Genomic DNA, 15,949 nt, shown 5'->3' on the forward strand with positions numbered 1-15,949 from the left:
AAGCAGTAAAGGAGATCATTTGATGAATACGGATGTGCATCTGGATCGAATCAAAATGACCGGAATCAGCAAAACCTACGGGGCGATTCAGTCACTACGCAATGTCGATTTAACACTCAAAGCAGGTGAAGTGCTGGGCTTGGTGGGAGATAACGGGGCAGGTAAATCGACGTTAACCAAAATTCTGTCTGGGGCGGTGTCGCCAACCAGCGGCACTATTACCCTAGAAGGAAAACCTGTGGTGTTTGAATCTCCGGCTGATGCAAGAGCAGAGCACATCGAGATGGTGTATCAGGATCTCTCGCTGTGTGACACGGTTGACGTCGCCGGAAACCTGTTTATGGGAAGAGAGCCGCTCAAATCGGTGTGCGGTCTCAAGCTGATGGATAAGGCGGTTATGCATCATGAAGCGTCTGAAATGCTCAAAGGGCTGGGGGTGAAAATTCCCAATACCCGGACTCAGGTGCAACATCTGTCTGGCGGGCAGCGTCAGGCAATTGCGATTGCCCGCGCGGTGGGGTTCAACCCTAAGGTACTCATCATGGATGAACCCACTGCTGCGCTGGCGGTTGCCGAAGTAGAAGCCGTTCTGGAACTGATCAAAAAAGTGAGCGAGCTTGGTGTGAGCGTCATTCTGATTACTCACCGATTGCAGGATCTCTTTCTGGTCTGCGACCGGATTATGGTGATGGCTGAAGGGCAGAACGTCGCCGAGAAAAAAATCGATGAGACGGATCTTGCTGATGTGGTGGACCTGATTGTCGGGCAGAAATTTACGGCGCAATCCGCGCAGGGACTGCCATCTGCTAAGGGCTCCTCATCAGCTCGTGGCGAGCAACTCAACTCAGGAGGCGCATAATGGAGAGCCTTTCGATGACGGATAACTCAAGGGAACTGAACCACTCATTTTTCCGAAGACTGATGTTGGAACACGCAGGAGTGGTTAGCATCGCAGCGTTTTTCCTGTTGTGCGTGGTGGTGTTCTCGCTGAGTACTGATCACTTTATGACTTCCGGAAATCTGCTGAATGTTTTAAGGCAGAACGCACCGCTTCTGATTGTGGCGTCCATCATGACGCTGGTGATCACCACAGGAGGTATTGACCTTTCGGTGGGGTCAACTCTGGCACTGACTGGCGCATTGTCGGCGGTTGCGCTCAGCCACTGGGAAGTGCACTGGGCTGTGGTGGTGGTAGCTGCTCTGGCGCTGGGGGCTCTTATTGGAGCGATTAATGGCTACTTTATCGCGTATGAGGGGATTCCTGCTTTCATTGTGACTCTGGCTTCACTCACCATCATTCGGGGGATCGGGCTTCTGATTACTCAGGGATATTCCATTCCAATCCCGGATGACTCGCTATTTGCGCATATTGGTCGCGCCTGGCTGTTTGATGTGCCATTACCGGGCATCATCGCTTTTGCCGTGGTGGGCTGTGCTTACCTTACTCTGAATAACATGAGATACGGCCGTTACGTGACGGGCATTGGTTCAAACGCGGAAGGCGTAAGACGGGCAGGGGTGAATACCAAATCCATCATCTCTAGTGTTTATGTTCTCAGTGGGATGGCGGCGGCTTTAGCTGGAGTGATCATCACGGCAAGGCTGGGCAGTGGCTCGTCCAATCAGGGAGTGGGTTTCGAGCTGGAAGTGATTGCGGCTGTGGTGATTGGCAGTACCAACCTGTTTGGCGGGCGCGGAACCATAGTAGGGACAGTGCTTGGTGCATTGACCGTTGGGGTCATCAATAACGGTTTGATTCTGGCGCACGTTTCGCCTTTCTACACCCAGATTGTTACCGGTGTGATTATCTTGATCGCCATCTGGCTGAACACCCGAATCTTCAATCCATCATCCAGCTCAAAGGGGTAAGTCAGGTATGAAAAAAGGCACGATATTTACTCACCCTGATCCTCTGCCTCTTGGTGTGAACTCGGGTTGCGTCATGACGGTACTGGGTCCCATGCCAGTAGAGCAGATGGGCGTAACTCTGATGCACGAGCACATTTTGGTGGATGCATCAGGGAAATGGGTGCCCCCATGTTGCTGTTCCGACCGTCACTTTGCTGAGCGTGAAGTGAGCGTAGATATGCTGAGCGATCTACGTCGAAACCCCCTCATCAACAAGGATAACTGCCAGCTGTTCGACGAGGCGTTAGCCATTGAAGAGCTGATGTTTTATGTGGAGCTGGGGGGCGAAACTGTGGTTGACCCCACCAATATCGGAATTGGTCGGGATCCACTTGCGTTGCAGAGAATATCGCGCCGCACCGGGCTCAATATTGTAATGGGAACAGGGTTCTATCTTGAGTCTTCACACCCGGAATACGTAGCGTCCAGCTCTGTGGAAGATCTCACCGCTAAGCTGGTGTTTGATGTGGGTAGCAGCGAGGAAAAACCTTCGGTCATGGCTGGATTCATTGGTGAGATTGGCGTATCCAGCCAGTTTACTGCCAATGAAGAGAAAAGCCTTCGCGCTGCGGGAAGAGCCAGTGCGCTCACTCAGGTGCCCATTCAGGTACACCTGCCGGGCTGGGAGCGTTTGGGGCACCAAGTGCTGGATGTACTGGAGTCGGAAGGAGCAGACCTGAAACATGTAGTTTTGTGCCACATGAATCCGTCTTATGACGACGAGAGTTACCAGCACGAACTGGCAGACCGAGGGGCATTTCTCGAATACGACATGATCGGTATGGACTACTACTACGCCGAGGAAGATGCGCAGTCGCCCAGTGATCAGGACAACGCCAAAGCCATTCTCAAGCTGATTGAATCGGGCTACGAGCGGCAAATTCTTCTGTCTCAGGACGTGTTTCTAAAGTCGATGCTTAAAAAATATGGCGGCAACGGGTACGGCTATATTCTCAAGCATTTTGTGCCTCAACTTCGCAGGCTGGGTGTATCGGGTGAGCAATTGGAAACGCTGATGATCACCAATCCTACCCGTGTATTTTCAAATATTGATTAGACACCAATTTAGCGGTGCCCGGGAGGCTAGGGTCACCAATAACAAGGATGAAAAACCATGACAAAGAAAAATGTTTTACTGGTCGGTGAATCTTGGACGACCAATGAAAGCCATACAAAGGGGTTTGATTTGTTCGCGACCGCGACATTCAAAACCGGAGCAACGGATTTTCTGCAACAACTGGAAGACAGTAACTACCAGATCACCTACATGACAAACCATGAAGCGCAGGAAGGGTTTCCAACTGAGCTGGAAGAGCTGAATATTTACGACATCGTCGTACTGTCTGACATTGGCACCAATACTTTGTTGTTGCACCCAGACACCTGGGCAAAAAGCGCCAGAACCCCTAACCGACTCAAGCTGATTAAAGAGTATGTGCTGGGAGGTGGCGCACTGATGATGATCGGTGGTTACCTGAGTTTTCAGGGCATCAATGGCGCTGCCCGATACCACGGAACACCAGTAGAAGATGTGCTGCCAGTGACCTGTTTGCAACGAGATGATCGAGTGGAAGTGCCAGAAGGGTTCGTTGCCGAACTCGTTGCGGATCACCCTGTGTTAAGTGGCGTTAAGGACGAAGAATGGCCCTACCTGCTTGGGTACAATCAGGTAGAAGCCAAAGAGGGGGCAACGGTACTGGCTGTAGTACCGGAATCGCAGCATCCGTTACTAGTATGTCAGGAATTTGGTCGTGGGCGAGCATTAGTCTGGACGAGCGATATGGCTGTGCATTGGGTACCTGAGCCTTTCATTGCGTGGTCGGGTTATAAACGCATCTGGACGAACTGCTTCGACTGGCTGACAGAAATACCTGCCACCGCTTAAGACACGAAAAAGGTAAAGCTTATGGACGCGGTATCCCTGACGCAACGGCTGATCAACATTCAGACACTTAACCCGCCCGGTGATGAGCAAGAATGTTCGCGTTACCTCACGTCACTTCTGGAACTGGAAGGTTTTCAGGTTCGCACTCATTGTTTTGGTGAAGGGCGGGTAAACCTGATAGCGGAAATGTCAGGAGCAGAAGGAGGGGAGCCGCTTGGGTTTACCGGTCATATGGATACCGTGCCGCTGGGCAATGCCGACTGGGGGAAATCACCATTTGGCGGTGAAATCGAAAAAGGGCGCCTGTATGGTCGAGGCTCCAGTGATATGAAGTCCGGGATTGCAGCGTTTATATCAGCATGCATCAAAAACAAGGCGGTTATCAAAGAAGGTAAAGGAGTCGTTCTCATTTTGACAGGCGGAGAAGAAACGGGCTGTGACGGAGCAAAAGCCATGGTCGCCGATATCGTTGATTTCCCCGAAGTTGGTGCGTTGATTGTCGGCGAACCCACCAGTAATTACCCCGTAATTGGACATAAAGGTGCGCTGTGGCTGAAAGCGTCGTTTAAGGGAGTCACTGCCCACAGCGCCATGCCAGAGCAGGGGCATAATGCGATTTATGACGCGTCGGAAGCGGTGTTTTCTCTGAAGCATTTATCGATTGGAGAAAGCCACTCTCTGATGGGGAGTACCACTCTGAACATTGGCACTATTCAAGGGGGAATCAACATCAACTCCGTACCCGATCATTGTGATTTTCATATCGACATCCGTACCGTAGAGGGCATGAATCATTCTTGTGTCAGTCAGAAAATTCAGCAGCTAATTGGTGGTCAGGGGCACTTAGAAACGGTCATGGATTTGCCGCCTATGCTGTCAGACGCCAGTCATCCGTGGATAAACTTATGCTATCAAGTGTGTCAGGTGGACTCGTCCAAAGAACTGAAACCGGCGATCATGCCTTACTTTACCGATGCAGCCATTCTTAAGCCGCGGTTGAACAATATACCGACTGTCTTGTTGGGACCGGGAAGCCCAGAGATGGCGCATCAGACTGACGAATACTGTTATGTAGAGAATATTGTCCGGGCTGTTGATATCTATGGAGAGCTGATTTCTTGCTGGCAGTTAAACACGCAAGAGTCTTGAGTTAGTGTCTCCAGTCGATATCACCGAATGGTTCAAACACGAACTGGTGGGGCTGACAGAACTCGCTGGGTTTTCCTTCAAAATGGCATTCCTCTGTATGGAAGGCTTCAACTTGCTCTACGTCTCCACATGCCATTCCAACGGACAGGTTACTTAGTGCCTGTACTTCTCCCGGTTCCAGCTTATCCTTCCCCAGCGCGATACCACAATTGAAAGTACCATATTGATTGTGCACTTTAATGTTCATTTTTAAATCGGTTAGCTTGGTATCGGTGGCATTTTTAGCCACATAAATACAGCGACAGCCTGTAGGGGTCGTCGTGAAAGACTTGGGGTAAATGCCCACGGTCTGATTCATGACCGATGAGAAGATGTCCGTTTTCTTGGTCGATCGGGTTGCGGATTCATCGGTTAAGCAACCTGATAGTGCTGGCGTTAACATCAGCAGTAGGGTCCTGTTCATGATTGCACCTTATCTGATCAATCTTCTTGTTGTTTGAAAATAGACATTTAAATAGCAAAGAATATGCCTTTTGCGAATTCAGCTCTTGTCAAATCTTGATGGATTAATGCGAAAACCCCTCAAGTTCTTATTCTTGATACAAATACTTGTTTCAACGGGAAAATCCGTTGAGCTCATCATCAAAACTTAAATTTAAGCTGAACTTAGAGTACGAACAAAGCGGGCAATTATTTGCCCTATAAGCAACATTTTGCTTGAAGCCATATCTCCTATTGATGACGTTTTAAATACCGTTCTCTGAACTTTGCAGTAGCACACCTTTCTCACCGATGAACTGATGTATAACTTTGTATTTCCATACTTTTAGAGACGCGCATGACCCGCTTACTGATTGTTGAAGACATTCCCGCATATAGACAGTTTTTATCTCAGCTTTCGGATTCTGAGCAGATCAGCCATTGCGACAGCGCCAGTTGTCTGGCGGAGGCTTTCGAGCTGGTTAAGCAGCATCAATACGATTTAGCCTTGGTTGACTTGGGCTTACCCGATGGTAATGGTCGTGAACTGATCGCTCACTTAAGAACGCAATCCTCAAAAACGGAAATCATGGTGCTGACCATCTTTGGCGACGAAGACAATGTGCTCAAAGCCATCGAAGCGGGGGCTCGTGGTTACTTGCTGAAAGACACCCCATTCGAACAGATAGAGCAGGCGATTGCTAACCAACTCGCCGGAGGCGCGCCCATGAGTGCCGCCGTTGCTGCCCATGTGCTGAACCAAATTCAGGGAGGGCAAAAAGAGCCTTTGCCGAACCCATTAACGGGTCGGGAAAACGAAGTACTGACTTTGCTGGCAAAAGGGCTTAAAAGCAGCGAAATCAGTAATATGATGGGTATTTCTCATTACACAGTGAACGATCATATCAAAGCGATTTATCGCAAACTTGAAGTCAACAGCCGCTGTGAAGCGGTGTATGAAGCCAATCAACAGGGGCTGATCAAGTAGCTCTAAATAACAGAACATCTTTCTAACCCCTGCCTCAACTGGCTTACTTCGCTTCCAGCACCATGATACGCTCTTCCAATCGTTGAACCTGCTGGTGCAGTTGCTTGGTGGTTTCCAGCAGCAGAGGGATCAGCCCTTCATAGTCGACACTCTTCATGCCTTCTGCGTCTTCATCCACAAGTGATGGGATCACCGCTTCTACCTGTTGGGCAATCAGTCCGTATTCCGTGGTGTTGCTGTGGCTGTCTTTCCACAAAAACGTCACGCCATTCAACTGACTTAGGATTTGCTGTGGTGACAGGATAGGGTTGATGTTTTTCTTGAGCCTTTCATCAGACGTTCGGCGAAAGTTACGCGCTTTGATGGCTCCGGTTTCCCCATCGACGTGAATATCGGGGGTATCCTTGGGGGTGATGACTTTAATTGAACCGGTTTCGTTGTCGATGCGTTCTGTTACCGCTGCCACACTGCCCACACTGATTTCTTTGCGGCACTCCTGTTCTTCACAGAACACTTTATCGGACACGGTTGATTTGGTGCGAACGCGGTTTGGCGTAATAACCGTGCGGTTGGCGCGGCTAGAAAATTCTGAAGTGATGATTAAGTTGTCGCGCAGAATCTCAACGCCAGTGCCTTTGTTTTCTTCGGCTCGCTGACCAAAACGAAAGTGGTTTGCGATGTTGTCGATGCGGCGGGTGCCCAGTTTGATGTCGGTAGTCATAATTAAGTCCTTTTAGTTTTGAGTTGGCGTAGAAAAGAGCCCGAATGGTAGCGGAGTTCCGGTACTGCTGAGTGTGCCGTTGGCTTCTTCTAAATCGAATGAGAAGGTCGCGCCGTTGATCATCACTTGCAGATTCACGTTGGCGACTTTGTTCACCCCCGATGTCGCGCAGCGAAGGTGCAGTTTGCTGACGGATTTCATGGGAACTCGTGCTTCGGTATCCAGCACCACTTGTTCGGAAGCATAAAGCTTCATCGCCCCCTGATTCACCAGCGATTTCACCACCAGCGGAAACTTGCGATCCCCGTAATGGAGGTTGAACACCAGCTTTTCTGCGTTGCTTCTTGCTTGTACCGTCAGCGTTGCCCCCAGCATGTTTAACGTTTGATGAGGAATCAGATTTCGAAGTGAACCATTAAATGGAATTCCGAGTTCTTCCGTGGCTTTACGAACGCGATAATTCGGTGCGATTTGCCCCATCACTTTACGCAGACTGAAAGTGTGATGGTCGGTCATCATGGATTGCAGACGAGCAAAATACTGGTTTGCTCCGGATTTGTTGGGATGCAGCATGTGGGCTTTCTGGCAAGACACCGCAGTGAGCAGGTTTTGTCCCAGTTCCAACCCTTCCGATGCAGAAAAACTCAACGTTGCCTGATATTTCGGGCACATCTTGACGCGCTCGCGAGTGACCAGAGGATCGCCTCGCAAACCCCACACCTGCGGTTGCCGTGTGAACATGGCTTTGCTGGCGGACAAACCGGGGTGAACAAACCAGATGGGCGCTTTGCCGCTGGCGGTGAGTTGTTGGTTGACCTTGTTGGCTGCTCGCATTGCGCCCAGTTCCATGGCGGTATAGAACAGGTAAGCATTGAGCTTGATGATATCGAGCTGGTCGGCTGGCGCAGTCAGCCCGTCGCCCATCCAGCCGAGAATGTCATCAATGGGCGTGAGTGCTTCGGCAAACTCAATAATGGTGTCGGCAAAACGGTTTCCGGTTCGAAAGTTAGCAATTTCCTGCAACACCGAACCCGCTTGCTCCATCACGTCTAATACCTGCTCCACACTTTCAAATTTTGAATGCGGAGAAACGGCCGGGAAGTATCCCGTATAAATGATCAACGCATTGGGGCACTGATTTCTGGCTTTTACCAGAAACGGAATCAGGCGATCGTCGACCAGTCCATCTAGCTTTTGCACCGTCTTTTCAAAATCGGTGGCGGCAGACTTAAACCCCACGTCGTTGGCGATGCCGTTCATCAGCAGCAAGTCGACGGTTTCAGGTTGTTCGATGTCTGTGAGTTGTCTGGTTATGGTCGGGTACGACGCAGGCAAGTCACCAAAATAGGTGGGTTGCGGCAAGTTGGTGTCGTAGCTCGGGCGTCGGTGGTGCTCGTTGTCGTTTCCGATGATGGCACCAGAGTGGGCTTTGTAATCGCCAGTGACGGGTTGGTGAAGATCCCGCACGTTTGCGCCACTATTTACGTTTTGTCGAAGCCAACTGACGAGTTGATTCGCATAGGTTAAGTGACGGGGAATACCTTGCCCCCACATCACGGAATCACCAATAACGGCTATTCGCATCATGTCCTCCTTGAGTGTAGATAAGTGTTATCTGGCTGGTTTTTTCCTAGCGCAGTTACCAGTGCGGCAACTGTGCTAGGCAATGATGAATAATGTCGGCATCCCGCACGTTTTGCGTCCTTTCTAAAGGGGCGATCAGCTCCGTGGCGGAATCCACTTTTATGCCTTCGTGACCTCGCCCGGCGACCACCACGATTTCATCAGGCTGCTGTGTTTTTAAGGCTTGATAAATGGCGTCCGTCCGGTTTTTGATGACTCGGGCATGTGGCAGGACTTTTTTGAGTGGTGCGAAAATCTGTTCAGGCGGCTCGCTACGTGAGTTATCGCTGGTAATAAAGGCTTGGTCTGCAAACTGTCTGACACTTTCTGCCATGGGTGCGCGTTTGCTTCTGTCTCTATCACCACCGCAACCGAACACCACCACCAGCTTCTTGCCAAAGGTTTGATTCAGTGAATCCAGAGATTTGATAAGCCCGTCTGGGTTGTGGGCAAAATCGACAAACACCTGCCTGTTGCCTTTAGTGGCGATGGATTCTAGCCGACCGGGGGGCAGAGAAAGAGTGGGGATATATTGGCAAGCCTGTGTGAGTGCTTCCTTACCGTAAAGGCTCTGGACAATGCCGAGTGAAGTCAGCAGGTTTTGAACGTTATGTTCGCCAAAGAATGGGCAATCTCCCTGCCATGCATAGCCGTTAAGGTTGAGCGACAACGTGCTTCCCTCTAGCCGCCCAAACCATCCGGGAGTGGACGTTGAGTCGGCAAATAACCGAGCGTTCAATCCAGTACTCTGGCTTGCTGCGACCCATTTGGGGTGCATGGGATCTTGCTGGTTGATCCACACATCAGCGCCGGCTTTACAATGCTTCAGCAGCTTAAGTTTGGCATTGAGGTAGTCTTCGAGGGTGGGGTGGTAGTCCAGATGATCGTGCGTTAAGTTGGTAAAGGCGGCGCAATCGAACTCGAAATGTTGGTATTGCCCAATTTCTATCAGGCGACTAAAACACTCCATCAAACAGACATCCACCTGATTCTGTTCGGTGAGATCTTGAATGAATTCGTGAACCCGTTGGCTGGAATTGCAATACCAGGGGACTTCTTCAAACTCCCCATCCAACCCCACCCCTAATGTGCCCCAACTGGCTGCATGAATACCTAGTTTTGAAAGCAACTGCCTTGCTAATTCTACGCTGGTGGTTTTGCCATTAGTTCCAGTAACTGCTGCCCATTTCATTGTCGAATCCTTTCGAATCAGTTTACTTGCGTGACTGGATATTTACGTTACGCGGATAAGGGGGATTCACCATCCCCAGTTTTAGGGGGACTTGGTTGCAGAGTGGATAGAAATGACAGTAGACTGAGTTTTTATAAAATAGTGAACGGTATGCAATCGAGCGAAAGGACATCGCTGAACAGACCTGAAAGCGCATCTCGGGAAGTATTTGTGCGCTTGGCGATCATTGTTTTGGTGCCTGTTGTGGCAATTTACGCACTGGTATCGTTGCTAAGGTATGGTGATCTTGTTTCTTTGCCGTCGGTGCAGTCAGGTGTTCTGGTTCTTAATGACAATGAAACCATCAAGCTGATAGATGTCGCTCTACCTCATCATTACAGCCAGCACCTCAATTTTTCTTATGGCGAGTATCGGATCTCGCTTCCTATAGTCGACAAAGATTCGAACGCGACCACGGCTATCTTTCTGCCGCCTTTTCGTGACACTGCCGAGTTTTACTTGGGTGAGCAGTTGATTTGGCAGACGGCACCGATTGCTCATTCCCGCGACTCTATGATGCCAAGGTTTCGCTATCGCCCTTCCTATCATGAGTTGCCCAATTCGTTATTTGATGGGACGGAACTGCTACTCACTGTAAAAATCGCGTCCAGTGGCGGGCTGCAAATGCCCGAGATTTTTTATGGTACGCCAGAGCAGGTGAAGCCCTACTATCAGTTTCAGTACTGGTCGCAGATTGGGCTGCACATTGTGATGCAGTGGCTGACTCCGCTGATTACATTGTTTTACCTTCTGCTGTGGTGGTTTCGCGGCAACAACACTGAGTATCTTTTCTTTGCTTTGGGCTTTGCATGCTGGGCAATGAGTAATATGACATTTACGGTGTCGTCGCTACCTATTTCCCAACAAACTTACTGGATGACAACGGTTACGGTGCAGCCTTTCCTGACCTTGTTTATGATACTGTTTTTGCATCGCTGGTATCAGCTTAAACGTCCGTCTGTCGAGTTAATCGTAGGTGTGGCGACATTGGTTCTGGCTGCATCGTCTTTCGTGCTTTATGAATATGAACCGACCAAGCTATGGTGGCGGTTTAACGAAAGCGCTTTGCGTGGTTATGTCGCGTTGAGCTCGGTGTATATCGGCTATGTATTGGTGACTCAGGCGTTATTCAATCGCAGCAAAAGTGCCTTGTTACTTGCTACGGCAGGAATGATTGGCGTGGTATCTGGGATATTAGATTCGCTGGATGGGATGCAGCTTCTGGAGATGCATTTCCCGCTAAGCGCCCATGCAAACTTACTTATTTTTCTGACTTTGTGCGTGCTTCTTATCTATCGATATGCCAGTGCACTAAACCGCAGTGAAGAATTGCAAAGAACTCTAGAACAGAAAGTAGTGGAAGCCGTCGCGCTGTATAAAAAAGAGCAGGCAGTGGCGCATGAGTTGGAAAAGAAACAAGCATTAATGGATGAGCGTCAGAGCCTGCTTTCTGACATGCACGATGGATTGGGCAGCCAACTCGTTGAGCTGATTACGTTACTAAGAGTGCCGAACACCAACCAAACCGATATTCAGCTCAAAGCAACCCAGTGCCTGAACGATTTACGCCTGATTCTTGATTCACGCAACCCGCTTTTCGACGCACAATTCAGTGTGTTACTCGGGCAATGGCGAGCGCGCATTGAACCCGTGCTTCAAGCTGCCGATATAGAACTGGAATGGTTTGTGGAGTGTGAAGACAGCGCCGTGACTCTTACACCACAGTCCAAACTGGACTTGTTACGCATTCTGCAAGAACTGATTACCAACGTAATCAAGCACGCTGAACAAGCCACAAAAGTGAGCTTTCAGTGCATTCAAAACGACTCCCAGCTCATCATTCGGGTACAGGACAACGGGAAAAATTCCAAAGACTCTGTTGATAAGAAATCTGATGGATATGGTTTGTCGTCGATTCAAAATCGCGCAAAAAAGATGAATGGTCAGTTTTATTTTGAGCTGAAAAAAGAAGGGGGAATTGCGAAAGTGACAGTACCTTTGTAGAAACTTCAAAGGGTTAGGTGACAGGTCTTACTTCCATCTGTTTTGACTTAGATGAAAGCCTCACGTCTTTACTGAACAACAAGCTGCAAGAGGGGACATTACATTCATAACATTAGTCACAAATCTGATAATCATATAAAAAATCACGAGATTTATGACCCTGCTGGGCAATGTGCAATTCGGTTTTCTTCTACATACATTTCCACTGTGCAGTCACTCGAAAAGTATCACTGCTAAGTAAATACTCATTTGAGTGCGTCGCCAACTCTACGCAACATGTAAGTTGATCCAATAAAGCGGCTTCGAGCAAAAAGTGGAGCTGATAACGTTGAACATCTTACATCTGAGGTGCGAGAGATTTTAATGACAATTTTCAAGAAGAATAAACTCATTTTTGCCGTTTCTTTAGCCGTTGGTGCAATTAGCCCAGTCAGCGCATTAGCCGCTGATGTTTGTGCCGGCATCAATGAATACCCGAACTGGCCACAGGTCGATTGGGCTGGTAACCCGAACCACGCTAAAAAGGGTGACCAGATGCAATACCAGGGCAAGGCGTACACCGCTAACTGGCATACATCGTCTATTCCGGGTTCCGATGGGTCTTGGACGTTTGCTTTTGACTGTGCGGGTACAGATCCTGGCCCAGGTCCGGTTCTTGGTGATGCCACTCTGCTTATCCGTAAAGACCCAGTGAACTTAGAAGTGGCGGGCTGGCCAAGTAAGCTGGCTATCGGTACGTTCACAGATAACTCAGCGACACTAAATGGTGCGCTGGCAAGCTCTAAAGTTGATTCTGTATTCAGCGTCGTGACTAATGCGGCGGATGTGCTGGCAACACTTAAGCAGTCAAGAGAAGTAGAAAAAGTGAATGGCGGTGAAGCCATCGTACCAGTAGCGGCTGTTTCTACCGCGTCTGGTCTGGGTGATGCCGACATTCTGACTTACGCGAATCTGGTTGCGCATTATCAAAACCTTATCCAGATTGCCGCTCAGGTTCAGGTATTTAAAGACAGCGCTCATGCATCGCCGGGTTCTATCGTTCTAAACGAAGATTTATTGGCAACGTGGCAGGCGAACCAAGACACAACTTTCGCGACCACATTTGGTGTTGATGGGGCATTTACGGAAGTACAGGTTAAGCGTGCATTGCGTGAAGCGATCACTAATGCGGGTACCCTGACGGTAACGAACGCGGCAGGAACATCGCAAAGTATTTCAAGCCTGTACAACCTGTCGGCTATCGATACGGCAGTGACAAAACTGGAAGACAACATTAAGGGCTGGGTTGCGTCTCAGAACTTTGTGATTGAGCAGTTTGCCAAAGACGCGTCTTACGGTTGGTCACTAAGCGTTTCTAACCCGGGTACAACAAACTGGGTTCACAAAGACTACGCTGGGTTGCGCTCAACATGGAATGCGGCATCTCAGTCTGTGGTTTCATTTGTGAACTGGACAGGCGCTTACGCAGATGCGGCAGCGAAGCCTGACTTCCTGGTATTCAAGCAAAGCAGCAACAATGGTCTTTCCAATGCAGGTCGTGCAGAGCACGCATTTGGTCCTGTTGCATGGGATAACTACCTTGTTTATGTTAAGCAGGTGACCGATTCCATCAATGTACCAGCAATGTTGTACAAACTGCCGGGCGCACATCTGGCTACCAATTCACAATCTGGTAACTATGACGTGGCAACTCAGGCTGGTACTGCAGCCAGCTTCTTCATGGGCGATAAGTCTCTGGGTAAAACATCGGCTAACCTTCGTAGCGATGTTGCATCGATTGCTCTAGACAGTGCAACTTACGGTGTTTCTTCAGTTGCTTCTTTGGTCGAGCAGGAATCTCATGACTGGGGCGTAAGCCAACTTCGTCGCGCGGCTTACAGCAACGTATTCTCTATTCTTTGGGGAAGTGACACATCGACGCCTGTTGTCTCTGCTACAACGAACACGGACTGGCTGAAAGGCAAAGTGGCGGCATACCAAGCCAACCCAATTCCACTTTACTATGTGCCAGAAAGCCAGACAGCAACGCCGTTAACTTCTATCGCAGCACTTAATACAGACTTAGAAGGTGCTGAAACGGTAATGGATAACGAGGCGTTCTTGTATGAGCTTCCGGGCAACAAGTGGGCTCCTTCTACTATCTACAAGTGGAAAGACTTCTTGAAAGCACTGAACTCCATGCACAACGTTGGCGTTGCGGGTAACCAGTTCTGGCTGATTGATCCTAACGCAGATGTTGAAACCAATAAGAAGTACGCCAAAGTCGCTATTGCCGCGTTCCTGTCTCAAAGCATGCAGGAAACCATCCGTTACAACGCCTGTGATGAGAACAACTGGGCAGAGATTAAGTACGGTGCACCAGCAAACCACCCGAACAGCGCGTCTTGTGGTCAGCTAGACCAGAAATACGCCGATTACGGTTACAACCCTGTAACGGGCAAAGATCACCCTTACTCTTGTCCACGTAACAGCAAGCTGGAGCTTTCTGCAAATACGCACGCTTCATGGTATGGCGCGCCAGCTCCTATCTTCGTAGCACCAGATGCAGTGCTTAAAGAAGAAGGCAAAATGGTCGCGGGTGCCGCAGGTCGCTGGGATATCAATGGCGAGCACTGTATGACGAGCCCTCAAACCATCGACGAGAACAAGCAAGTTTGGGAACGCTCTAAGTGTGAGATCTACGCTGGTCAGAAAGCGGGTGCATTCTTGTGGGATGGCAGCAGCAAGCAGTCCATCGAAGGTTGTGGCTGGTGGGGTCGCGGTGTAATCCAGACCACAGGTCGTCAGAACTTCGGTACGCTGAACCACTTCATTGGTCGTAGCCATGTTGACCCAGAAACGGTTGGTCAAACTATCGAAGGGACTCTGGTTGAAGCAGCTCCGGCTAACCCGCTATACGCTGACCTAGACCTATGTTCTAACCCTCAGTTGATTTGTTCTACGGAAGAGAACACAGAGATCAAGTGGATTGCAGGTCTGTTCTTCTGGATGACGTCTGTACAGAACTACAGCGATGTAGGTGGCCCATACGCAGCCTGGAACTATCATGATGAGCTAAAAGCTTACGTTGATGGTGGCATGGTAGGTACTAAGTTTGTTGATGCGGTATCCGGTATTGTTAACCGTGGTTGCCCAGACGATGCTTGTCCGGTAAGTGGTAAAGTTCACGCGATTGCTGAACGTCGTGCAAACTTCAAACTGGTACTTCAGAAGCTTGGTCTGAACCCACAATAATTTGTTGGTCTAACTAACTTAATTTCCTTGAATGGAACAGAAAGGAGCTCTCATTGAGAGCTCCTTTTATTTCAGCTAGGTAACCCTAGCTGCATTTTCCAAACTTGATGTTCATGTTGTCTGTTTTTTTATCGTAAACAACGTCGCCTTTTTTGCTCAGCGCTTTTAGTGCTCCTGAACCTTCCCAGCCACCGATATTAGAAGCTTTGAGTAAACTTCTGAAATCTAGCTTGCTTAGCGAACATTTACCCGACTCTTCGAGTGTACTCTTCAGGCTTTCTGTTGGGACGGGTACCGCTTTTTCACCTCCACAAGCGGCTGTTTTGGCGATCACTTCGCCACCTCTGTCTTTGTATTCAAGCGTGCCTTGTTCAATGAGGTAATCCTTCATTAAATGAAGTGTGGGGTGAACCCTAACTCCTAAACTCTGAGAGATAGCTTGCGATGTTTCTAAATCCGTAAGGTCGGCAGAACAGTTATTCTGTTCAATTTTTTGAACGAAATCGGCAACGAGATTATCGATGGTATTGGCGGAAACAGAGGTAGAACCGAACGCCACGGTCAACGCCAGCGCAGTAGGAAGATTAAATTTCATTATTTTGTCTCATTAGGCTTTTGGATGAAAAGCCTAATGATGATTGGTTGCTCGAATGAATCTTTTATGTGTTTGTAAATTCTTGGTAAATAATCAAAATTGAGATGGCTACCCTCAAGTTCCAGCAACAA

At 49.1% G+C, this 15,949-nt stretch carries 13 protein-coding genes; 8 read left to right on the forward strand and 5 right to left on the reverse strand.

Annotation, left to right across the window (positions count from 1 at the left end; genetic code table 11):
* Positions 1-22 precede the first annotated feature (22 nt).
* The 5 genes from INR79_RS20445 to INR79_RS20465 are packed head-to-tail and all read left to right on the forward strand — an operon-like array spanning position 23 to position 4,942.
* A complete protein-coding gene (locus INR79_RS20445; protein WP_223099510.1) occupies positions 23-859 on the forward strand; it encodes an ATP-binding cassette domain-containing protein in 837 nt (278 codons plus the stop codon).
* Positions 859-1,869: an ABC transporter permease gene (locus INR79_RS20450; protein WP_223099512.1), complete on the forward strand. Its 1,011-nt coding sequence runs from the start codon at positions 859-861 to the stop codon at positions 1,867-1,869. The genes INR79_RS20445 and INR79_RS20450 overlap by 1 nt, the downstream gene beginning before the upstream one ends.
* Positions 1,870-1,876: 7 nt before the next feature.
* Positions 1,877-2,965: a phosphotriesterase gene (locus INR79_RS20455; protein WP_223099514.1), complete on the forward strand. Its 1,089-nt coding sequence runs from the start codon at positions 1,877-1,879 to the stop codon at positions 2,963-2,965.
* A gap of 57 nt (positions 2,966-3,022) precedes the next feature.
* Positions 3,023-3,793, forward strand: coding sequence for a glutamine amidotransferase (locus tag INR79_RS20460; RefSeq protein ID WP_223099516.1), 771 nt, complete (start codon positions 3,023-3,025; stop codon positions 3,791-3,793).
* A gap of 21 nt (positions 3,794-3,814) precedes the next feature.
* Positions 3,815-4,942: a M20 family metallopeptidase gene (locus INR79_RS20465; RefSeq protein ID WP_223099518.1), complete on the forward strand. Its 1,128-nt coding sequence runs from the start codon at positions 3,815-3,817 to the stop codon at positions 4,940-4,942.
* Position 4,943: 1 nt separating this feature from the next.
* On the opposite strand, the gene INR79_RS20470 is transcribed toward INR79_RS20465, so the two are convergent.
* Positions 4,944-5,405, reverse strand: coding sequence for a hypothetical protein (locus INR79_RS20470; protein ID WP_022560776.1), 462 nt, complete (start codon positions 5,403-5,405; stop codon positions 4,944-4,946).
* Positions 5,406-5,780: 375 nt separating this feature from the next.
* Here INR79_RS20470 and INR79_RS20475 point away from each other — a divergent pair, with 375 nt between their 5' ends.
* Positions 5,781-6,410 (forward strand): response regulator, encoded by a 630-nt coding sequence (locus tag INR79_RS20475; RefSeq protein WP_022589923.1) that lies wholly within the window; start codon positions 5,781-5,783, stop codon positions 6,408-6,410.
* Positions 6,411-6,453: 43 nt separating this feature from the next.
* Here the strand turns inward: INR79_RS20475 and INR79_RS20480 are convergent, their stop codons facing one another.
* From INR79_RS20480 to INR79_RS20490, 3 genes are read right to left on the reverse strand one after another with little or no spacing between them, the layout of a single operon-like run.
* Positions 6,454-7,131 (reverse strand): tail fiber domain-containing protein, encoded by a 678-nt coding sequence (locus INR79_RS20480; protein ID WP_004406761.1) that lies wholly within the window; start codon positions 7,129-7,131, stop codon positions 6,454-6,456.
* A 12-nt stretch (positions 7,132-7,143) separates the two neighbouring features.
* Complete coding sequence (locus INR79_RS20485) at positions 7,144-8,718, reverse strand: hypothetical protein (protein WP_235187376.1); 1,575 nt, start codon at positions 8,716-8,718, stop codon at positions 7,144-7,146.
* Between the two features lie 52 nt (positions 8,719-8,770).
* Positions 8,771-9,946 carry a Mur ligase family protein gene (locus INR79_RS20490; protein ID WP_223099522.1) on the reverse strand — a complete coding sequence of 392 codons (1,176 nt, stop codon included), beginning with the start codon at positions 9,944-9,946 and terminating at the stop codon, positions 8,771-8,773.
* Between the two features lie 150 nt (positions 9,947-10,096).
* Between INR79_RS20490 and INR79_RS20495 the strand changes: the two genes are divergently transcribed.
* Positions 10,097-11,989 (forward strand): ATP-binding protein, encoded by a 1,893-nt coding sequence (locus tag INR79_RS20495; RefSeq protein WP_262415450.1) that lies wholly within the window; start codon positions 10,097-10,099, stop codon positions 11,987-11,989.
* Positions 11,990-12,352: 363 nt separating this feature from the next.
* Positions 12,353-15,223: a cellulose-binding domain-containing protein gene (locus tag INR79_RS20500; RefSeq protein WP_223099565.1), complete on the forward strand. Its 2,871-nt coding sequence runs from the start codon at positions 12,353-12,355 to the stop codon at positions 15,221-15,223.
* Positions 15,224-15,308: 85 nt separating this feature from the next.
* Here the strand turns inward: INR79_RS20500 and INR79_RS20505 are convergent, their stop codons facing one another.
* Positions 15,309-15,818, reverse strand: coding sequence for a hypothetical protein (locus tag INR79_RS20505; protein WP_223099567.1), 510 nt, complete (start codon positions 15,816-15,818; stop codon positions 15,309-15,311).
* Between the last annotated feature and the right edge of the window lie 131 nt (positions 15,819-15,949).

The organism is Vibrio sp. SCSIO 43132 (genome assembly GCF_019904195.1).
In the GTDB taxonomy this organism is placed as follows: domain Bacteria; phylum Pseudomonadota; class Gammaproteobacteria; order Enterobacterales; family Vibrionaceae; genus Vibrio; species Vibrio nigripulchritudo.